Below are 18,447 nucleotides of genomic sequence, written 5' to 3' on the forward strand. Positions count from 1 at the left end.
AGGGGGAATGATACAATTCAAGCGTATGGCATACCCAACCCAACTCAATTTATTGCACGCGCAGCTGAACCTGCCGCAATACCTGCCGGATGCGACTTTCGGGCAGGTACGCGGTTTGAGCGCCGAAGCCACAGCGGCCTGCGGCATCGAAGCGGTGGTGATGAACACCTTCCACCTGATGCAAAAGCCGGGCGCCAGCACGGTTAAATCCCTGGGCGGGCTGCATAAGATGAGCGGCTGGGAGAAAGCCATCTTCACCGATTCGGGCGGCTTCCAGGCTTATTCACTCATCCGCCAGGATGCGCGTTTCGGACAGTTCACCGAAAACGGACTGGCTTTCAAAACGCCCGATGGGGATCGCAAGTACCAGCTCACCCCTGAAAAATGCATCCAATTACAGCTGGGCTTTGACTCCGACCTGCTGTTCTGCCTGGACGACTGCACCCACATTGACGACGACCAGATTCAACAGGAAACATCGGTGGAGCGCACCATCCGCTGGGCCAAGCGCTGCCGGGTGGAATTCGATCGCTTGCTGGATGAAAAACGCCTGCCGGAAGAGAAACGGCCCAAGCTGTTCGGTGTGGTGCAGGGCGGCAACTCGCCCGAACTGCGCCGGCGCTGCGCGGAAGCACTGCTGGAGATCGGTTTTGACGGCTTCGGTTACGGCGGTTGGCCGCTGGACAGCCAGGGCCAGCTGGTCGAGGAAATGGTCTTCCTGACGCGCGACGTGATCCCGGAAGAATATCCACTGCACGCACTGGGCATCGGCCACCCGCCCTACGTGGCACGCTGTGCCGCGCACGGCTACGGCCTGTTCGACAGTGCCATGCCCACGCGCGACGCGCGCCATGGGCGCCTGTACCGCTTCAGCCACATTCCCAACCCGGGCGCGCTGGCCTTGAACGATGATTGGTTCGAATATGTCTACGCGCATGACAAGCGCCACATCAAATCCAGCCAGCCGGTGGAAGAAGGCTGCGACTGCCCGCTGTGCAGCAACTATTCGCTGGGCTACCTGCGCCATCTGTTCAAGCTCAACGATAACCTTTATCTTCAGCTGGCCACCCAGCATAACCTGAGCTTTATGTCGCGCCTGATGGACCTGATGCGCCCGGACCTGCCATGACCAACCCCGACCCGAACCTTGCGGCGGTCACCTCCGCCGTGCTGCAAAAATCCAAGTACGAACACATCCAACCCGGCCTGGTGGAACAATTGGCCGCGCGCGAATTGGTCAAAGGCCGCAAGCCCAAGGAAGCCATCAAAGAGGTCAGCGCCAAACTGCACCAGATCGGCGCGGCCTATTTCAAGCTGGCACCGCAGTACGCGCACTGGCTGGATGAATTGGCAAGCCTGCCCAACGACCCCTTGAGTGAGGACGTGCGCACCTTCGCCTTGCAGGTCATGCAAGCGCACAGCTCCACGGCCGAACGCCTGCCCATCCTGGCTGAGTTCTACGCCGACATCCTGGCCCCGTTGGGTCCGCTGGAAAGCGTCTTCGACCTGGCCTGCGGGCTGAACCCGCTGGCACTGCCCTGGATGCCGCTGCAAGCCGGCGCGCGCTATTTCGGCTGCGACATCTTCAGCGACCTGATCGCCTTTGACAACGCCTTCCTGCGCCATTGCGGGCTGGACGCCCATTTGGAAACCGCCGACATCTTTCACTTTGAATTCAAGCAGCCCGTACAGGCTGCTTTGCTGTTGAAAAGCCTGCCCTGTCTGGAGCAGTTGGAGAAAGGCGCGGCCGGCGCTCTGGTGGATGCCGTTCCGGCCCAATTTCTGTTAGTCTCCTACCCCATCCGCAGCCTGGGCGGGCGCTCCAAGGGTATGCGCCAGACCTATAACGCGCAATTCAAAGCCCTGACAGCCAATAAGAAATGGAAAATTACCCAATATGAATTTTCCAGCGAGCTGGCCTTTCTGGTGGAAAAATGAAAACCGGTATGGATATGGATGCTTTGCTGGCTAAGATCCAGAGCAGCAAGAAATACCAGGACCTGGGCATTCCCGAAGAGACGCTGCGCGACCTGCTGGAGCAGGAGCTGGCGCGCCACAGTAAACCGGCCGAAGCGCTCAAGAGCGCGCGCGCCAAGCTGCACAATATCATGGCGCCCTATCTGGGCGATCCGGATTATGATCGGGCAACCGTTGAACTGCGGCAGGCCTTTACCCAGAGCGAAGACGCTGTGCAAGCAACCTGCACGGAAATCCTGCGGCAGCACGATTCAACGCGCGAACGTCTGGCTTATCTGGAAGATTTCTACGCGGGCATCCGCAGCGTGTGCGGTCAGCCGCAAGTCGTGCTGGATTTGGCCTGCGGGCTGAATCCCTTCGCGCTGCCCTGGATGGATCTGCCGGCGGACTGCCAATTTTACGCCTACGACATCCACCCGGCGCGCGTGGCGCTGATCAACGAGTTCCTGCGCCTGAGCGGCCGTGAAGCGCTGGCGGAGGTGCGCGATGTGCTGGTGCGCCCGCCCGAGGTGGAAGCCGACGCGGCTTTCCTGTTCAAGGAAGCCCATCGCATGGAGAAACGCCAGAAAGGCTGCAACCGCGGTTTATGGGCGGCTTTGAAAGTCAAATACCTGTTCGTCTCCCTGCCCAACCGCAGCCTGGACGGGCGGCGCGACTTGCGCGAACGCATGCGCGCGCTGGTGGAGGCGAACCTGAACCCGCAGGATTGGGCCGAGCGGGGCGAATTGGATTTTCCCGGCGAGACTATTTATTGGATGCGCAAAGATGGCTAAAACCACTCCCGAACTCTACACATTCGATTGGCTGGCGCGGAGCCAGCCGGAGCTGTACGCGCGCGTGCAGGCAGCCCAGGATCAAGCGCTGGACCTTTCGCTGCGGGTCAACACGCTCAAGAGTGATGCACAACCTGCCATGGAAAAATGGGCCGAGCTGTACGGCTGGCAGTCGCAAGGGGTGCCCTACTGTCCCAGCGGTTTTTGGATCGGTCAACCCGAAATTACGCCCAGCTCCACCATCGAACACCGCCTGGGCTATTACTACATCCAGGAGGCTGCTTCCATGCTGCCGCCGGAGTTGTTTAATTTTTCCGATCTGCCCCACCCGCTGATCCTCGATATGGCTGCCTCGCCGGGCGGCAAGACCATCCATTTGGCCGACCGCAGCGGGGATAAGGGTTTCATCGTGGCCAACGATGCCAGCCGCGGACGCCTGTCTGCCCTGCGCATCGTGCTGCAAACCTGGGGCGTCATCAACCAGGCGGTTACCTGCCTGCCGGGCGAGCAGATCGGCGCGCTGGCGCCGGGACGCTTCGACGCGGTGCTGCTGGATGCGCCCTGCTCCATGCAGGGGCTGCGCGCCAGCGAATCGCACAAAGCGCGCAGCATTACGTTGACCGAGGTGGAAGCGCTGGCCGAACGCCAAACGCGCCTGCTGGAAAGCGCGCTGCGGGCCGTCAAGGTTGGCGGCCAGGTGGTTTACAGCACCTGCACGCTCACCCCGCAAGAGGACGAAGGCGTGCTGGCGGCATTGTTAAAACAGTTCCCGGGCTGTTTCCACATCGTGGATATTCAGCAACGCCTGCCGCAGCCCGCGCCCGGATTGACCCAATTCATGGACAAGAACTTCCCGGCCGAGGTAGCGCACGCCGCGCGCCTGTGGCCGCACATTTTCGGCACGGCCGGCTTCTTCGCCGCCAAACTGGTCAAGGATAACTCGCTGCCGGACCCGCCCGCCGAACCCTACTTGCGCGCGGGCAAGACTCCGCAGGTCAAAGTGCCCCTGCCGGTGGAAACCCAGGGCATCACAAATTACCTGTCGGACCTGTACGGTTTTGACCTGGGCGCGCAAATGCAGGCGCAAAGCTTGAAGATCGTGGAAGTCAACGGCCAATTGAGCCTGTTGGGTGAACGCCTGGACGCGGCCTGCGCGGACCTGCCCTGGCAGAGCAGCGGCATGGCACTGGGCAAGGCCCTGCCGGAGGGTTGGCAGCCTTCGCATGAGTTCGTCAGCCGCTTCGGTGACTGTTTCACGAGCGGCGTATTGACGCTGGAAGATAAATACCTGCCCGCCTGGCTGCGCGGCGAGGACATCCGCGGTTACGCCACGGACGCAAGCCTGCGCGGCAGCGTGGTGGCGCTGCGCGACACGCACGGGCGCAACCTGGGGCGCGCCAAGCTGCTGGATGGACGCTTGAAGAACCTGCTGCCTACTCGGCTTTTCTGATTTTTTTATCTTTTTGCCACAGATTCACACAGATAAAAACAAAAACCTTTTTTTGGTTTGATACACACAGATTGTTTTTAGGCTGTCATCTTTCAAGAATTCTTAGCTTATCTATCCACAGATAAACACAGATAAAAACTAAAAAGCGATTTAATACTTAATTTTCACAGATTCCCCTTCTTTGTGTCATCCTGAGCGAATAAAGTGAGCGAAGGATCTCGGCGAGCATGCAAGAGCCCAAAATAGGCGAGATTCCCTCCTCAAGGGAGTGCTACGCGATCCTCTGAGAGGATGCTTCGCGACCCTCCAAGAGGGTGCTGCGCGACCCTCCAAAGAGGATGCTACGCGATCACTTCGTCTGGAATGACATAAGAAGGGTATCTGCGTCCATCTATGGCTGAAAAGAAAAACCAAATCCAATTGACAAAATCCAAATATGCAGTATGATTAACTCTGTATTACAGAGTTCTCTATAAGGATAAATATAAATGAATATTTCACCAACTGAAGCAGAAGAAGCCCTGGCCGCCATTCAAAAAATGACGCGCCGCACGCGCCATACGATTTCCAGCAGCGGAGCGTATATCTTTTTGATCTACACCGGCATGATCTGGCTGGCTGGGTTCCTGGCGAACCAATTCCTGCCCGGTTCACAGGCCGTCTATGTATGGGCCGTCGTCAGTCTGCTAGGCAGCGTCTTGTCCATCTCGGCCGGCCTGCGCGTGAGCAAGCACGTGAAGGGACCGCTGACCGGCATGTACGGCCGGCGCATCGGCTTGTTCTGGGTACTGCTGGCGCTGTTCTGCATCGGGGTGATCGCTGTTGCCCAACCCATCGACGGTAAGCAGATTACCCTGATCGTCATCCTGTTCGTACTGGTCGGCCAGACAGCCATGAGTCTGGTATTCTCCTTCTCCTATGGATGGTGGACACTGCCGATCGGCGCGTTGGCCCTGGTCGGGTATTTCCTGATGCCGGCGTATTTCTACCTGTGGATGGCCGTGTTGGTGGGCGGATCTATGATCCTGTTGGGCTTGATCATCCGCTGGAAGTTGTAGATCATGACTGAACTAAACGAGATCATCCACCAGTCGGTGCGCCTGCGCATCATGGCCGCCCTGACCGCCCTGGACCCTGATAACGAAGTCGATTTCACCGCCCTACGCGATCTATTGGAGGTCACCGACGGCAACCTGGGTGCGCACCTGCACAAACTGGAAGAAGCCGGTTACATTACAGTCAATAAAACCTTCGTGGAACGTAAACCGCGCACTTTCGTCAGCGCAACAAGCGCGGGACGGCTTGCCTTTCAAGCACACGTAGCCGCGTTGGAAGAAATTCTTAAGTCATAAAAAAAAGAAAGTAAAAAATATGAACGCACTATTAATTATCGGAATCATCCTGATAGTAATTTTGGCTGTATTTCTGACGGTTTTCTATTGGCCGTCCAGAGTGCAGGTGGAAGGACTGCCGGAGGGGTTCGAGGAAAAGCAATTCGACACCGGCCAGGTGAGATTGAATTACGTGGAAGGGCCGGACAACGGGCCGGCTTTCCTGTTGATCCCCGGGCAAATGGAATCCTGGCAGGGGTACAAACTGGTCATGCCGCAATTAGCGAAACAGTATCATGTGTTTTCGGTTGACCTGCGCGGGCACGGCAAATCCACACGCACGCCGGGGCAGTATTCCTACAACATCTGCGGGCAAGATCTAAAGATCTTCGTGGAAGAGGTAATTGGTGAACCGGCGGTGGTGTCCGGCCTGTCCTCCGGCGCGGTATTGGCCGTGTGGCTGGGCGCTTACGCACCCGACTCGGTGCTGGCGGTCATCTCCGAAGACCCGCCCATGTTCTCCTCCATATGGCCGCGTATTTCTGAAGAACGTTACATGACCTATATGTTCCAGACAGCCATTGACGCGTTGGGCACCCCAGCGGGGCGCGACCTGGAAGCTTACTTTTCCCATATGGGTATTCCCAAGGACGGACAGGAAGAGCTGCTGCTCATCCCCGCGCCCATCGCCAAAGGCATTGCAGGCATTGTCAACCTGACCCGTAAAATGAAACCCGGGCATCCTTACGATTTTCCACTGGTGCCCTTCGAGCAGCGCTCCGGTATTAAGTTTCTCACGGAATACGACGTAGATTTCTCAATAGCCACCATCGATGGGCGCCTGAGCGCGGACTTCGACCCCGAGGACGCGCTGAAGAAAGTAAGCTGCCCGATGTTGCTGATGCAGGCCAACTGGTCGCGCGACGAGACCTGGGGACTGCTGGGCGCCATGGATGGAGAAGACGTGGAAAGGATCCGCGCGCTGGTGCCAGGCCTGCGCTACGCGAAGGTGGATTCAGGTCACGCCATCCACATGGGTGAACCGGATTGGTATCTGGAGCAGGTGGATTACTTCCTGAAGGATGCCTTGAAATAAGTTAGCGAGATTTAGCCGGCTCCGGGAGGAATCCATCTTCCCGAGGCCGCATTTCCCCTAATTGATACAGGATCAAAGCCGGTATCAGGATGGCAGCCGTTTCCATGCGCAGGACGCGCGCGCCCAGTGAAAATGGCTGCACACCTACCGCGCGCATGGCTTCCACTTCGGACGGATCAAAACCGCCTTCCGGGCCGATGAATAAAGCCAAAGCATCGCCCGGCGTGAAACCCACCAGGGCATCTTCCATTCCGATCTGCTGCTCATCCACCCAGGCCGCCAGAGTGCGGTCATGGGTTTCCGGCAGGCTTTCCAGCGCATCTTTGAGCGACAGCGTTTCTTTTAATTCAGGTAAACGACCGCGCCCGCACTGCTCGGCTGCTTCACGAATAATGGCTTCCCAGCGTATGCGCTTCTTTTCTACCAAAGCGCCATCCTGTACCAGCGAGCGCTGCGTGATCAGCGGTTGAAAGGCTGCCACGCCCGCTTCGGTGCCCTTCTGCAGTACCCATTCGAACTTTTCGCGCTGGGTGAGCGGCAGGCATAAAGTAATGCGCGTACGCGCTTCGGCGCAATTGGTTGTCTGAGAGAGAATTTTTCCGGTAAAATTGCCCTCCGGAGCAAGCACCAGCTCCAGGCGGTATTCCATCCCCTGCGGATCGAGCGCAATGACCTGTTCGCCCGCTCCCATACGCAGTACGCTTTTTAATTGATGCTGCACGGAATCCGGCAAGCTGACCTGCCCGGAGCCGAAGCTTGACTGTGGAAGGAAAAATCGTTGGATACTCATGACAAATGTTTATAATCTTCTTAAGGATATGTGATACAGGAATTATACCTATGCCTGAAAATAAAACGCCTCTAAAAACCACGGCACAAAAATGCTACCGCTATTTCGATCTGGTGATGGCGTTGTTCGTGACCGTGCTGATCACCAGCAACATTTCATCCTCCGCTAAGATCATTGACTGGGGCGTTTCGCTGTTCGGCGTGCGCCTGTCCTTCGACGGCGGCACGCTGCTCTTTCCTATATCTTACATTTTCGGGGACGTGTTGACCGAAGTGTACGGCTTCAAGCGCTCGCGGCGCGTGATCTGGACCGGCTTTGGGGCGCTGGCTCTGAGCGCGGCGGCGCTGGCATTGGTACAGCGCCTGCCGGGCGAGGCTGCCTGGGAGGGTTACGCCGGGCAGGCCGCTTACGACGCCATCCTGGGCGGGATGAGCTCCTTCGGGCTGGTGGCCGCCAGCCTGACGGCTTACCTGATGGGCGAGTTCAGCAACTCGGTCATCCTGGCTATCATGAAGGTGATGACCAAGGGCAAGTGGCTGTGGACGCGCACCATCGGCAGCACGCTGGTGGGTGAAGCGGTCGATTCGGTGGTGTTCATCGCCATCGCCAGCCTGGCGGGCGTGTTCCCCTGGGAGGCTTTCGTCAGCCTGTCACTGACCAATTACCTGTTCAAGACCGGCATCGAGGTGCTGTTCACTCCGGTAACTTATTGGGTGGTAAATTCGCTCAAGAAGGCCGAGAACGAGGATTTCTACGACATCGGAACGAAGTTCTCACCGGTTTAAACGCTTTTCTCCTTTTAGCCACAGATGGACACGGATAAAGGCAAAACCATTTTTATAATTTGATACACACAGATACCCCACTCTTGTCATTCCTAATCTAGAAATTGTGAAGCACTCCCTTAGGGGAGGCGATCTCAGTCAATCAGGAATCTTTGTGTGTGAACCGAGATCCTTACGCCCGCTTCGCGGGCTCTGGATGACACAACGCTTTCTAATGTCATTCCGAGCGAAAGCGATCGCGCAGCACTCCCTTGGGGAGGGAATCTCGGCCAAAATGAAAACATTGATTGTTTGCCGAGATCGTTCCCCGGGGGATACTTCGCGATCCTTTATAGGGAGAGGAAGGGAAAGATTCTGTCATTATCCACCCTCCCTATTTCAACTCGTTGAAATGGGGAGGGTAAGGGAGGGGCGAAAGGTCTATTCTTCCTTGCCCGCAATAACCACCGTGTACTCCCCCAGCACCTTTTCCAGCGAAGCGTAATGCGCGGCCAACTCCGAGAGCGAACCACGGCGCACTTCCTCGAACTTCTTGGTCAAGTCATTGGCTACCGCCGCCGGGCGGTCACCGTACACCGACAGCGCATCCTCTAAAAAGGCGGCCATGCGGTAGGGGCTTTCGTAAAAGATCAGCGTATGGGGCGAATCCTGGTCCACCGCGAAGAAGCGGCAGCGGGCGCTGGATTTGCGCGGCGGAAAGCCGCGGAAGGTAAAGGAATGTACCGGCAGGCCAGACAGCACCAGCGCCATGATGAGCGCGCTAGGTCCGGGCACAGCAGTGATCTCGATGCCGGCTTCCAGGGCGGCGCGCACCAGTGTGAAGCCCGGGTCGGACACACCCGGCGTGCCGGCGTTGCTGACCAGCGCGACATTCTGCCCGGCCTGCAGCATGCCGATCAGCCTGGGCAGGTGCTTCTTCTCATTCTGCTCATAAAAAGAGACCTGCGGTTTGCTGATCTCAAAATGTTTGAGCATGATGCCGGTCTTGCGGGTATCCTCGCTGGCCACCACGTCCACGCTGCGCAGGGTTTCCAGCGCGCGCAGGCTGATGTCGCCTAAATTGCCAATAGGGGTTGCTACGATATAAAGCATAGACTTATTTAACCACAGATATAAACTTTTTAGCCACAGATGAACACAGATAAAAACTAACTGCATTTTAATGGTTGATACACACAGATACTCCGATATGTGTCATCCTGAGCGAGCGCAGCGAGCGTAAGGATCTCGGCTTGCAATCAAAATTTTAGTTGTGGCCGAGATTCTCTCCCCAAGGGAGTGCTGCGCGATCCTCCAAAGAGGATGCTACGCGATCACTACGTTCAGAATAGCCATAGAGAGCGTATCTGTGTGCATCCAGCTATAAATCAGTTTTTGTTTTTTCATCTGTGTCCATCTGTGGTTAATAAAGATAACTTTCCAACAGGTTATAATCACAAAAGGAGTCAAGATGAACAAACAACCCTCCCGCGAGCGGGTCAACCCCGCCCAAATGGACACGACACCGCGCCGGCGGCCGAGCTGGATCAAGGTCGGCGCTCCCTCCGGCGAGACCTACGACTGGCTGAAGGACATGATGCGCAGCAAGGAGCTGCACACCGTGTGCGAGGAGGCCGGCTGCCCGAACATGGGTGAATGCTGGGGCAGCGGCACCGCCACCTTTCTGATCCTGGGCGACGTATGCACGCGCCGCTGCGGGTTCTGCGACATCAAGCACGGCAAACCGGAAGCCATCGACTGGGACGAACCCGAACGCGTGGCGCAAGCCGTCAAAGCCATGGACCTCAAGCACACCGTCATCACCAGCGTGGACCGCGACGACGACAACCTGGGCGGTGCGCGCATCTTCGCGGCCGTGATCAGGCGCATCCGCGCCCTGCAGCCGGGCTGCTCGGTCGAGGTACTCATCCCCGATTTCCGCGGGGACGAAGAGGCGCTGCGCATCGTGATGGACGCGCGACCGGAGATCCTCAACCACAACCTGGAAACCGTGCCGCGCCTGTTCGCGCGCGTGCAGCCCTCCGACCGGCTGGAATGGTCACGGGCGGTGCTGACCAACGCCAAGAAGATGGACAAGCGTGTGCTGACCAAGTCCGGCATCATGCTGGGCCTGAGCGAAACGCTGGACGAAGTACGCGAGGTCATGCGCATGCTGCGCGAATGGCAGGTGGACATCCTCACCATCGGGCAGTACCTGCAGCCCAGCCGCAAGCACCTGCCCATCGAGCGCTACTACACGCTGGAAGAGTTCGCGGAATTGAAAACATACGGCGAGGAGATCGGCTTCGGTTGGGTGGAAAGCCAACCGCTGGTGCGCTCCTCGTACCACGCCGTAGAACAGGTCAAAGCCCTGTATCGCAGGGAAGACAAGTAATTCAGAGGGCAGCATGCAGGAATTCGCTACGAAAGCCGGAGACCAGTTAGTCTGGAGCCAACCCAAGTTGATGGTGCGTTATTTTGAGCTGACCCGCGGGCAGGAGCAATTCGGCACACTGGAATTCCGTTCGTTATGGGGCACGCTGGCCGTCGCCCGCAATCCCATCCAGGATTGGTCCTTCAAACGCCTGGGCTTCCTCAACCCGCACGTCACCGTACGGCACCCCGAGGCGGAGAGCGATTACGCCCTTTACCACCCCAAGTTGTTTGGCGGCGGCGGTACGCTGCAGCTTTTGGACGGGCGACCGTTCGGCTGGGAACCTGTCAATTTCTGGCACACGCGCTGGCGTTTTATCGACAAGAGCGGCGCGGCCGTCCTTAGCTTCGACCAGGGCACGGAAGAGCGCCACATAACGGAATTCATGTGCATGCAGGCCAACGTGATCATTGAGAGCAGCCGCATCACCAACCAGGAATTCTCCATGATGATCAACCTGGGTTTTTACCTGATGGTGTTGAACCAGTCCGACGCCGCTTCGGCCAGCAGCGCCGCACATCACTGAGGAAAAGCCTATGACCGCCAATAACGTTACCCGCATGTTGGAAGCGCGCAAAGTGCCCTTTACCGCGCTGGATGTACCCGTACAGAAATTAAGTGCACTGGAAGTGGCCGATCTGCTAGAAATGCCTCCCGAAACGGTATTTAAAACCATCGTCGCCAGGCGCGAAAAGGGCGGCAAGCCCATTTTGGCGCTGGTGCCCGCTACCGGTGAGGTGGACAATAAAGCCCTGGCCGCCGCGTTGAAAGAGAAGAAGGTGCACGTCACCAGCCAGGCGGAAGCCGAAGCGCTGACCGGCCTGCGGGCCGGCGGCATCTCGCCGCTGGCGCTAATCAACAAGGGTTTTCAGGTGCTGATCGATAATTCGGCTGAAACGCTGGAGTCTATGCTGATTTCCGGCGGGCAGTGGGGCCTGCAAATCCGGCTGGCGCCCAAAGACCTGGCCAAACTGACAAACGCGCGCTTCGCCCCCATCGCCAATTACGGCGCTTGAAGGGCTATTTTCCCTGGTTGATCTTTTTAATTAAGGGAATGATATCCAAAAGAGAGTCGCAAATCGCGTAAGCCTTGGCGCGTACCTCGGGTGTGGGCTGCACCATATCCGGCACCATGACCGTCACCGCCCCGGCAGCGCTGCCGCCGAAAATGCCATTGTAGGAGTCCTCGATGATCAAACACTCCTTGATGGGCACGTTCAAGCCCCGCGCCGCACGCAGGAAAATCTCCGGGTCGGGCTTGCTGTGTTCCAGCGTATCACCGGTCACCACCGCGCTGAAGGGATTCTCCAAACCGGTCACGCGGAACAGGCGCTCATAATTCGGCCGGTAGCTGGAAGTGGCCAGCGCCATGGGCAAACCGGCCTCCTTTAGATAAGCAAACAATTCGCGCACGCCCTGTTTAACCGGAACGCCGTTCTGTTCGATAGTGTCGGTCATAAAAGCTTTACGCCAGTTGTAAATCTTGCATCCCAGTTCATAATCGCCAAAGTATTTGGCATACACATCCAGGATGCCGGTATGGCTCATGCCCAGCAGCATGGTCATAAAGTCCTCCCCGACCGGGACGCCGAATTCCTTTTCTACCAAGTGCCAGGATTCCTTGGCCAGTTTTTCCGTATCGAAGATGACGCCATCCATGTCGAAGATGACCGCGTTGATTTTCATGCACACTCCCAAATTCTAAAATTACGAGAGTTCATTTTACCCTCACAGTAGAATTCATCCAAATCGTATCTTTTTTCCTCATTCGGACGCGCCAATCTTGTTTGTCCGCAATTTATTTTTATGGTAACATTGCCGCTAATTCGTACCATTAACAAGACTCATCAAGAGAGGTGGAGGGACCGGCCCGCAGATACCTCGGCAACCGCAGCCTGCTGCAGGTGCCAAATCCGGCAGAACCGTTGGCTGATTCTGGAAGATGAGAGAAAAGCGCGTGAACCTCTCATATTCCTGAGAGGTTTTTTTATATCAATTGTAAGGACTGAAATTTGAAAATCGACAACCGTATCCAATCATCTTATCTGGCAGCCATGCAGGAACGCGTGCTGGTCATGGACGGTGCCATGGGCACCAACCTGGCTACGCAGCACCTGACCAGCCAGCACTTTGGCGGGGAGCAATTCAACGGCTGCAATGACTACCTTTCGGTGACTTATCCCCAGGCTGTGGAAAAAGTACACCGCAGTTTCCTGGATACGGGTGTGGACATCATTGAAAGCAACACCTTCCGCTCCAACCGCCAGACTCTAGCGGAGTTCGGTTTGCAGGAGCAGACCGGCGACATTAACCTGGCCGCCGCGCGATTGGCGCGCCGCCTGGCGGACGAATATGCCCGCGATGGGCGCCCGCGTTTCGTGGCCGGCGCCATGGGCCCGACGGGCAAGCTGCTCTCCCTGCGCAATCCGGACGAGGAGCCCTTAAACTTCGACACGGCCAGCGATATTTTCCGCGAGCAGGCCCTTTATCTAATCGAAGGCGGCGCCGATTTCATGCTGCTGGAAACCCAGCAGGATATTCTGGAAGTAAAAGCCGCCATCGTCGGCATCCATAAAGCCTTCGCCGAATGCGGCAAAGTGCTGCCCATTCAAGCCCAGGTCACGCTGGATACCAACGGGCGTATGCTGCTGGGCACCGACATTCAGGCTGTGCTGTCCATCCTGGAAGGCATGGGCATCAACGTGATTGGCCTGAACTGCTCGACCGGTCCGGAGCACATGCGCGCGCCGCTGGGTTACCTGGCCGCGCACGCGCAGCTGCCTGTTTCGGTCAAACCCAACGCCGGCATGCCCATCAACAGCGAGGGCGGCGCGACCTACCCGCTAAGTCCGCAGGATTTTGCCGAACAGGTCTCGGCCTTCGTGTCCGACCTGGGTGTGAACGTGGTAGGCGGCTGCTGCGGCACCACCGTGGAACACCTGACATTGTTGATTGAATGCCTGAGCCATACCCAACAAAAAGAGCGCCAGCCTGAACCCATTGCGACGCTTTCTTCCGCTTTTCAAGCCTGCGCCATGCAGCAGGAACCGGCGCCTTTCATCATCGGTGAGCGTCTCAACACGCAGGGCAGCCGCGCCTTCAAGCGCCTGATGCTGGCGGACGACTACGACAGCGCCGCGCGTCTGGCGGCCGAACAGGTGGAGAACGGCGCGCACGCGCTGGACATCTGCACCGCCCTGACCGAAGATGAACGCGAAAGCGAACGCATGCAGCAGCTGGCCACCCTGTTGAGCGCGCAGATCAACGCGCCGCTGGTGATTGACAGCACCGTCCCACAGGTACTGGAAAGCGGGTTGAAAGCCGCTCCGGGACGCTGTCTGATTAATTCGGTGCACCTGGAAGCCGGTGAGGAAAAAGCCCGCCGCATCATGAAGCTGGCGCGCGAACACAACGCCGCGCTGATTGCCCTGACCATCGACGAGAACGGCATGGCCAAAACGGCTGAAGAAAAGCTGGCGGTTGCCAGGCGCATCTACCGCTTGGCCGTGGACGAGTTTGAATTTAAGCCCCAGGACCTGGTATTCGACCCGCTAACCTTCACGCTTGCCAGCGGCAGCACGGAGACGCTGGACGCGGGCATCCAAACACTGGACGCCATCCGCGCCATCAAGCGCGAGCTGCCGGGCGTCTTTACCTCGCTGGGTTTGAGCAACATTTCCTTTGGTTTGAATCCGCCCGCGCGCGCGGTGCTGAACACCGTCATGCTGTATCACGCCGTGCAGGCCGGTCTGGACATGGCCATCCTTAACCCCGCTCAATTCAAAGCCTACAGTGCGCTGGACGAACGCGAAAAACAATTGGCGGAAGACCTGCTCTTCAACCGCCACCCGCAGGCGCTGGCCGATTACACCAGCTACTTCCTGGACATCAAAGAAGATGAACAGATCAACCAGAACGCCGCGCTGGACGCGCTGCCGGTGGACGAACGCATCCGCCAGCGCATCCTGACCCGTAAGAAGGACGGGCTGATCGCGGATCTGGATGAGGCCATCCAGGCCAGTAGCGATATTCCCCATAAGGCTGCGCTGCGCCTGATCAACGAGGTATTATTGCCGGCCATGCAGGAAATCGGCGAGCAGTTCGGACGCGGCGAGTTGATCCTGCCCTTTGTGCTGCAATCCGCCGAGCTGATGCGCGCGGCCAGTACGCATTTGGAACAATACCTGGAGAAAGATGCCTCGGCTGCCAAAGGCCGCCTGATCCTGGCGACCGTCTACGGCGATGTGCATGACATCGGCAAGAATCTGGTCAAGACCATCCTGTCGAACAATGGTTATGATGTGATCGACTTGGGCAAGCAGGTGCCAGTCGAGACCATCGTGCGGCAGGCTGTTGAACAGAAAGCCGACGCGATCGGACTGAGCGCCCTGCTGGTCAGCACCAGCCAGCAAATGCCGCTGGTGGTGGAAGCCCTGCAGGAACAGGATCTGCGCCTGCCGGTCCTAATCGGCGGCGCGGCTGTCAACCCGGAATTCGCCGAGCGCATCGGCCAAAAGGACGGGCGCCCTTACGCCGGCGGCGTGTATTACTGCCCGGACGCCTTCGCGGCACTCAAAGCGCTGGATCAGGCCAAAACCGGTCAGAAACCGGAAGAAGCCCCAATCGATAAAAATAACGGGAAGAATGCCAACCCGCAGCCCATCAAACCGGCAGCGGCCATCCGCCGCGTGGTTATTCCCGCCGCCGAAATTCCCCTCGCGCCGTTCAAGGGCGCGTGCGTGCTGCCCTCCCTGCCGCTGGATAAACTCTTCGAGCGGCTGAACCGCAGCGCGTTATTCCGCATTTCGTGGGGCGTGAAGAACGCCAAAGGCGAAAAGTGGGAGAAATACCAGCGCGACTTCACCCAACGGTTGGAAAGCATGCAGGCGGAAGCGCTGCGGGACGGCTGGCTGAACGCCAGCGCTGCCTACGGCTATTTCCCCTGCCAGGCCGAGGGCGACGACTTGTTGGTCTACCGCCCGCTGCCGGACGGCAGTGAAGAGACCCTACGCTTCCACCTCCCGCGCCAGACGGACGGAGAGGGTTTGTGCCTGAGCGACTATTTCTCCAACGCAGCCGGCGGGCAGCGCGACCTGGCTATCTTCCAGATCGTCACACTGGGCCGGGGCGCAGCCGAGCACGTGCAGGCGCTGCACACCGCCGATGACTTCACCGAAAGTTTCTTCACTCACGGGCTGGCGGTGCAGTTAACCGAAACTGCCGCGGAATACATGCATGACCATATCCGCAATGAGCTAGGGTTGGGCGCGCGCCAGGGCAAACGCTACTCGTGGGGCTATCCGGCCATCCCGGACTTGAGCCAGCACGAGCTGGTCTTCAAGCTGCTGCCCGCGCGTGAAGAACTGGGCCTGCAGATGACTTCGGCCTACCAATTCGTCCCCGAATACACCACCGCCGCGCTGGTCTTGCACCACCCGCAGGCGTCGTATTTTCAGGTAAAAACAGAATGAGGCAATCATGACAAAAACAACCTTCCAAGAATTACTCACTGCCGGAAAACCGGCCCTGGCCGACGGCGCCATGGGTACGCTGCTGCACGAAAAAGGAGTCAGTTTCAACAAGTGCTTCGACGAACTCAACCTGACCAAACCCAGCCTGGTGGCGGACATCCACCACGCCTATATCGAGGCCGGTTCGCAAATCATCCTGACCAACACATTCGGCGCCAACCGCTACAAACTCGGCCGCCACGGCATGCTGGATCAACTGGAAGCCATCAACACGGCCGGGGTCGATCTGGCGCGCCGCGTAGTGTTGGCCAGTTTTAAGGAAGTGTTGATTGCCGGAGACGTGGGCCCGCTGGGCATTCCGCTGGCGCCCTTTGGGCGTGTCCAGCCGGAAGACGCCCGCAGGGCTTTCCGCGAACAGATTGAAGTGCTGTTGAACGCGGATGTGGATTTGCTGGTGATCGAGACCATGACCGACCTGTATGAATTGCGCGAAGCGTTGACTGCCGCGCGCGAACTCTCCAACGACATCTCCATCGTAGCCTCCATGACCTTCACACGCGATGATCGCACCCTGTTGGGCGACAGTCCGCGCAAGGTAGCGCGCAACCTGGCTGAATTTGGCGCGGACGTGATCGGCATCAACTGCTCCGGCGGCCCCAACCAGCTGCTGCGTATTCTGAAAGAAATGCACCGCGCCTTTCCCGAAGGGAAATATTGGATCAAGCCCAATGCCGGTTGGCCGGAACAAAACGGCGGGCGTATTTTCTACCCGGCCACAGCGGATTACTTCAGCGATTACGCCCTGTCATTCTGGCGTGCGGGCGCCAGCGTGATGGGCGGATGCTGCGGCACCACTCCAGAACACATCGCGGCCATGCGCCAGGCGCTGGACAGCACCACCATCACCGAGATTAACGGACAGGTAGAAATTGAAGCAAGCGTTGAAACAGAAGTACCGGAAACTCAAAAGCCCACCCTGCTGGCGCAAAAATTAGCCAAGGGCAAGTTCGTCTTCGCGGTGGAAATGGACCCGCCGCGCGGACTTTCCACCCATAAGGTCCTGGCCGGCGCCAGCCTGCTGGCGGAAGCCGGGGCGGATGTGATCAACGTGGCCGACAGCCCCATGGCGCGTATGCGCATGAGTCCCTGGGCGGTGTGCAGCCTGGTGCAGAAGAAAGCCAAAATTGAAACGACCCTGCACTTCCCCACGCGCGGGCGCAACCTGCTGCGCGTGCAGGGTGATTTGCTGGCGGCGCATGCCCTGGATGTGCGCAACGTGTTCGTGGTGATGGGCGATCCGACCGCCATCGGCGACTATCCGGATGCCATGGACAATTATGACCTGGCGCCTTCCGGGCTGATCAAGCTGATCAAACAGGGCTTCAATACCGGCGTGGATCACTCCGGCAGCGACATAGGCCAACCCACCAGTTTCTTTGTGGGCTGCGCGCTCAACCTGACCTCGCCCGACCTGGCTCGTGAAGTCAAGGTCATCAACCGCAAGATCGAAGGCGGCGCGGATTTCGTGCTGACCCAACCGCTTTATTCCAAAGAACCGGTCGAGAAATTTCTGGAAGGTTATCGGGAGATTGCCGGAACCGATTTCCCTCTGCCCATCCTGGCAGGCGTGCTGCCGCTGGCTTCGGCACGCCACGCGGCTTTTCTGCAGCAGGAAGTACCGGGCATTGATATTCCCCAACCGGTACATGAACTAATGCAGGCAGCCGGTGAGAACGGCGCGCGCGAGGGCATCCGTCTGGCGATTGAATTGATCGCCCAGCTGCGCACCGTATCACAGGGTATCTACCTGATGCCGGCTTTCAACCATTTCGATTATGCCGCGGAGATCATCGAAGCGTCGCTGAAATCATAACAATCATAAAAAGAAAGTCGTTGGCTGAACGCTTGCCGAAGCTTAACGACTTTCTTTTTTTATACGAATAGAGGGAATAATTACGCGGCAACTCTTGATCAAGAGAAACTGTTATCCTGTTCCACCGGCAATATCCCGCCGGATCTCCCCCTTGCCGGAACTATGTGCCGGTCTATACTAATATAGTACGTTTGTTCTATTTCGCATGCTAACCAGCGCCGATTGGCGCCATCCGCCTGAAAGCATGTTCTTCATCATGGCAAACAACGCGAACCGACGAAACACTCCCCTTCTCACCGCGCGCCAGAAAGCCTGCCTGCAGCTAACGGCTGAAGGCTTGACCGCACAAGCCGTCGCTCACCAACTGGGCATTTCCGTGCGCATGGTACGCTGGCACCTGCAGCAGGCGCGCCAAAGGCTGGGCGCCAGCTCCAGTGCGCAGGCGGTATTATTGGCGTCTAAATTGGGATTATTGGAAGAACAGTAGG

At 58.0% G+C, this 18,447-nt stretch carries 17 protein-coding genes and 1 riboswitch; of the genes, 14 read left to right on the top strand and 3 right to left on the bottom strand.

Annotated elements, in window-relative coordinates:
• Positions 1-7: 7 nt before the first annotated feature.
• The 7 genes from Pelsub_RS13470 (at position 8) to Pelsub_RS13500 (ending at position 6,627) form a co-directional block, all read left to right on the top strand.
• A complete protein-coding gene (locus tag Pelsub_RS13470; protein WP_198418366.1) occupies positions 8-1,129 on the top strand; it encodes a tRNA-ribosyltransferase family protein in 1,122 nt (373 codons plus the stop codon).
• Complete coding sequence (locus Pelsub_RS13475; RefSeq protein ID WP_116225557.1) at positions 1,126-1,938, top strand: class I SAM-dependent methyltransferase; 813 nt, start codon at positions 1,126-1,128, stop codon at positions 1,936-1,938. Before Pelsub_RS13470 ends, Pelsub_RS13475 begins: the two co-directional genes overlap by 4 nt.
• The gene (locus Pelsub_RS13480; RefSeq protein WP_116225558.1) at positions 1,935-2,750 is read left to right on the top strand and encodes a class I SAM-dependent methyltransferase; all 816 of its coding nucleotides are present in this window, start codon (positions 1,935-1,937) and stop codon (positions 2,748-2,750) included. The genes Pelsub_RS13475 and Pelsub_RS13480 overlap by 4 nt, the downstream gene beginning before the upstream one ends.
• Positions 2,743-4,200, top strand: a complete 1,458-nt coding sequence (locus Pelsub_RS13485) for a hypothetical protein (protein WP_116225559.1) — start codon at positions 2,743-2,745, stop codon at positions 4,198-4,200. The genes Pelsub_RS13480 and Pelsub_RS13485 overlap by 8 nt, the downstream gene beginning before the upstream one ends.
• Positions 4,201-4,688: 488 nt before the next feature.
• On the top strand, positions 4,689-5,258 hold the full coding sequence (locus Pelsub_RS13490) for a hypothetical protein (RefSeq protein WP_116225560.1): 570 nt from the start codon (positions 4,689-4,691) through the stop codon (positions 5,256-5,258).
• Between the two features lie 3 nt (positions 5,259-5,261).
• Positions 5,262-5,552: a winged helix-turn-helix domain-containing protein gene (locus tag Pelsub_RS13495; protein ID WP_116225561.1), complete on the top strand. Its 291-nt coding sequence runs from the start codon at positions 5,262-5,264 to the stop codon at positions 5,550-5,552.
• 19 nt (positions 5,553-5,571) lie between these two features.
• Positions 5,572-6,627, top strand: coding sequence for an alpha/beta fold hydrolase (locus tag Pelsub_RS13500; protein ID WP_116225562.1), 1,056 nt, complete (start codon positions 5,572-5,574; stop codon positions 6,625-6,627).
• Position 6,628: 1 nt separating this feature from the next.
• Here Pelsub_RS13500 and Pelsub_RS13505 read toward each other — a convergent pair whose 3' ends face one another.
• Positions 6,629-7,417 (bottom strand): RsmE family RNA methyltransferase, encoded by a 789-nt coding sequence (locus tag Pelsub_RS13505; RefSeq protein WP_116225563.1) that lies wholly within the window; start codon positions 7,415-7,417, stop codon positions 6,629-6,631.
• A 50-nt stretch (positions 7,418-7,467) separates the two neighbouring features.
• Between Pelsub_RS13505 and Pelsub_RS13510 the strand changes: the two genes are divergently transcribed.
• A complete protein-coding gene (locus Pelsub_RS13510; protein WP_116225564.1) occupies positions 7,468-8,202 on the top strand; it encodes a queuosine precursor transporter in 735 nt (244 codons plus the stop codon).
• A gap of 420 nt (positions 8,203-8,622) precedes the next feature.
• Here the strand turns inward: Pelsub_RS13510 and rsmI are convergent, their stop codons facing one another.
• Positions 8,623-9,294 carry a 16S rRNA (cytidine(1402)-2'-O)-methyltransferase gene (rsmI, locus tag Pelsub_RS13515; RefSeq protein WP_116225565.1) on the bottom strand — a complete coding sequence of 224 codons (672 nt, stop codon included), beginning with the start codon at positions 9,292-9,294 and terminating at the stop codon, positions 8,623-8,625.
• A gap of 358 nt (positions 9,295-9,652) precedes the next feature.
• Here rsmI and lipA point away from each other — a divergent pair, with 358 nt between their 5' ends.
• Genes lipA through Pelsub_RS13530 form a run of 3 tightly spaced genes read left to right on the top strand, consistent with a single transcriptional unit; the run spans position 9,653 to position 11,631 of the window.
• Positions 9,653-10,576 carry a lipoyl synthase gene (gene lipA / locus Pelsub_RS13520; RefSeq protein ID WP_116225566.1) on the top strand — a complete coding sequence of 308 codons (924 nt, stop codon included), beginning with the start codon at positions 9,653-9,655 and terminating at the stop codon, positions 10,574-10,576.
• A gap of 13 nt (positions 10,577-10,589) precedes the next feature.
• Positions 10,590-11,141, top strand: coding sequence for a hypothetical protein (locus tag Pelsub_RS13525; RefSeq protein ID WP_116225567.1), 552 nt, complete (start codon positions 10,590-10,592; stop codon positions 11,139-11,141).
• 10 nt (positions 11,142-11,151) lie between these two features.
• Entirely contained in the window at positions 11,152-11,631 is a 480-nt protein-coding gene (locus tag Pelsub_RS13530; protein ID WP_116225568.1) for an aminoacyl-tRNA deacylase, read from the top strand.
• Between the two features lie 4 nt (positions 11,632-11,635).
• On the opposite strand, the gene Pelsub_RS13535 is transcribed toward Pelsub_RS13530, so the two are convergent.
• Complete coding sequence (locus tag Pelsub_RS13535; RefSeq protein ID WP_116225569.1) at positions 11,636-12,301, bottom strand: HAD family hydrolase; 666 nt, start codon at positions 12,299-12,301, stop codon at positions 11,636-11,638.
• A gap of 155 nt (positions 12,302-12,456) precedes the next feature.
• Positions 12,457-12,564, top strand: a riboswitch (SAM riboswitch).
• A 63-nt stretch (positions 12,565-12,627) separates the two neighbouring features.
• Here Pelsub_RS13535 and metH point away from each other — a divergent pair.
• The 3 genes from metH (at position 12,628) to Pelsub_RS13550 (ending at position 18,446) form a co-directional block, all read left to right on the top strand.
• Positions 12,628-16,086, top strand: a complete 3,459-nt coding sequence (gene metH, locus Pelsub_RS13540; RefSeq protein ID WP_232528598.1) for a methionine synthase — start codon at positions 12,628-12,630, stop codon at positions 16,084-16,086.
• 7 nt (positions 16,087-16,093) lie between these two features.
• The gene (locus tag Pelsub_RS13545; protein WP_116225570.1) at positions 16,094-17,959 is read left to right on the top strand and encodes a bifunctional homocysteine S-methyltransferase/methylenetetrahydrofolate reductase; all 1,866 of its coding nucleotides are present in this window, start codon (positions 16,094-16,096) and stop codon (positions 17,957-17,959) included.
• Between the two features lie 205 nt (positions 17,960-18,164).
• Positions 18,165-18,446, top strand: a complete 282-nt coding sequence (locus Pelsub_RS13550; protein ID WP_116225571.1) for a response regulator transcription factor — start codon at positions 18,165-18,167, stop codon at positions 18,444-18,446.
• Position 18,447 lies beyond the last annotated feature (1 nt).

Origin of the sequence: Pelolinea submarina (genome assembly GCF_003966975.1) — a bacterium.
Taxonomy (GTDB): Bacteria; Chloroflexota; Anaerolineae; order Anaerolineales; family Anaerolineaceae; genus Pelolinea; species Pelolinea submarina.

Excerpts from the sequence above, each read along its gene's own strand:
- Pelsub_RS13470 (WP_198418366.1), top strand. The coding sequence starts at position 8 with ATGATACAATTCAAGCGTATGGCATACCCAACCCAACTCAATTTATTG.
- Pelsub_RS13475 (WP_116225557.1), top strand. The coding sequence starts at position 1,126 with ATGACCAACCCCGACCCGAACCTTGCGGCGGTCACCTCCGCCGTGCTG.
- Pelsub_RS13480 (WP_116225558.1), top strand. The coding sequence starts at position 1,935 with ATGAAAACCGGTATGGATATGGATGCTTTGCTGGCTAAGATCCAGAGC.
- Pelsub_RS13485 (WP_116225559.1), top strand. The coding sequence starts at position 2,743 with ATGGCTAAAACCACTCCCGAACTCTACACATTCGATTGGCTGGCGCGG.
- Pelsub_RS13490 (WP_116225560.1), top strand. The coding sequence starts at position 4,689 with ATGAATATTTCACCAACTGAAGCAGAAGAAGCCCTGGCCGCCATTCAA.
- Pelsub_RS13495 (WP_116225561.1), top strand. The coding sequence starts at position 5,262 with ATGACTGAACTAAACGAGATCATCCACCAGTCGGTGCGCCTGCGCATC.
- Pelsub_RS13500 (WP_116225562.1), top strand. The coding sequence starts at position 5,572 with ATGAACGCACTATTAATTATCGGAATCATCCTGATAGTAATTTTGGCT.
- Pelsub_RS13505 (WP_116225563.1), bottom strand. The coding sequence starts at position 7,417 with ATGAGTATCCAACGATTTTTCCTTCCACAGTCAAGCTTCGGCTCCGGG.
- Pelsub_RS13510 (WP_116225564.1), top strand. The coding sequence starts at position 7,468 with ATGCCTGAAAATAAAACGCCTCTAAAAACCACGGCACAAAAATGCTAC.
- rsmI (WP_116225565.1), bottom strand. The coding sequence starts at position 9,294 with ATGCTTTATATCGTAGCAACCCCTATTGGCAATTTAGGCGACATCAGC.
- lipA (WP_116225566.1), top strand. The coding sequence starts at position 9,653 with ATGAACAAACAACCCTCCCGCGAGCGGGTCAACCCCGCCCAAATGGAC.
- Pelsub_RS13525 (WP_116225567.1), top strand. The coding sequence starts at position 10,590 with ATGCAGGAATTCGCTACGAAAGCCGGAGACCAGTTAGTCTGGAGCCAA.
- Pelsub_RS13530 (WP_116225568.1), top strand. The coding sequence starts at position 11,152 with ATGACCGCCAATAACGTTACCCGCATGTTGGAAGCGCGCAAAGTGCCC.
- Pelsub_RS13535 (WP_116225569.1), bottom strand. The coding sequence starts at position 12,301 with ATGAAAATCAACGCGGTCATCTTCGACATGGATGGCGTCATCTTCGAT.
- Pelsub_RS13545 (WP_116225570.1), top strand. The coding sequence starts at position 16,094 with ATGACAAAAACAACCTTCCAAGAATTACTCACTGCCGGAAAACCGGCC.
- Pelsub_RS13550 (WP_116225571.1), top strand. The coding sequence starts at position 18,165 with ATGCTAACCAGCGCCGATTGGCGCCATCCGCCTGAAAGCATGTTCTTC.